The sequence below is a fragment of the Staphylococcus sp. EG-SA-2 genome, from assembly GCF_017152085.1.
On record NZ_JACYHC010001210.1, the window covers coordinates 1 to 644 of the forward strand.

The following is a 644-nucleotide window of genomic DNA, read 5'->3' on the forward strand; positions in this document are numbered from 1 at the left end:
CATTACTAAAGCAACTATAATGCATTTCATAACAACGTATGTCGGATTCTTGCCTTTAGCAATGCTTGCCGGTTGGTTTCCACTAACAGTGCATTATCTAATCATATTCACAATTATCTTCATTGTGGTTTATGTATTAATTTGGATAATTCAATTCTTTAAAAATAAGAACTACGTAAACACTATTAACAAGCAACTGAAACAATTAAAATGATTTTCATTAACAACTAAAAAACGGTAATGTCTATCACATTAAAAAAGACATTACCGTTTCATTTATTATTTAACTTGTAAATACTTAGTTACTTCTTCATTAATTTTGTGATATAAATCCTCATGATCTGTTAAGCGATAACCAAATGACGGCACCATTTCTTTAATCTTTGGTTCCCATCCTTTGAATTCATCACGATAGCATCGCTGTAAAACATCAAACATAATATCTACAGCTGTTGACGCACCAGGTGATGCACCAAGTAATGCAGCTAATGTGCCATCATCTGACGTAATGACTTCAGTACCAAATTGTAAGTTACCTTTAGAATCCTCAGTATCCTTGATTACTTGGACACGTTGCCCTGCTGTAATCACTTCCCAATCTTCATTTTTAGCATTTGGGAAAAAGACTCTTAAATCATCCATAC

Annotated in this window: 2 protein-coding genes; one reads left to right on the top strand and one right to left on the bottom strand. The window is 32.9% G+C overall.

Annotation, left to right across the window (positions count from 1 at the left end; genetic code table 11):
- A partial coding sequence (locus tag IDG60_RS19705) for a DUF3021 domain-containing protein (protein ID WP_206161096.1) occupies positions 1–214 on the top strand: 214 nt, incomplete at its 5' end.
- A 65-nt stretch (positions 215–279) separates the two neighbouring features.
- Here the strand turns inward: IDG60_RS19705 and IDG60_RS19710 are convergent.
- On the bottom strand, positions 280–644 hold a 365-nt coding region (locus IDG60_RS19710; RefSeq protein WP_206161097.1), incomplete at its 5' end, for a malate:quinone oxidoreductase.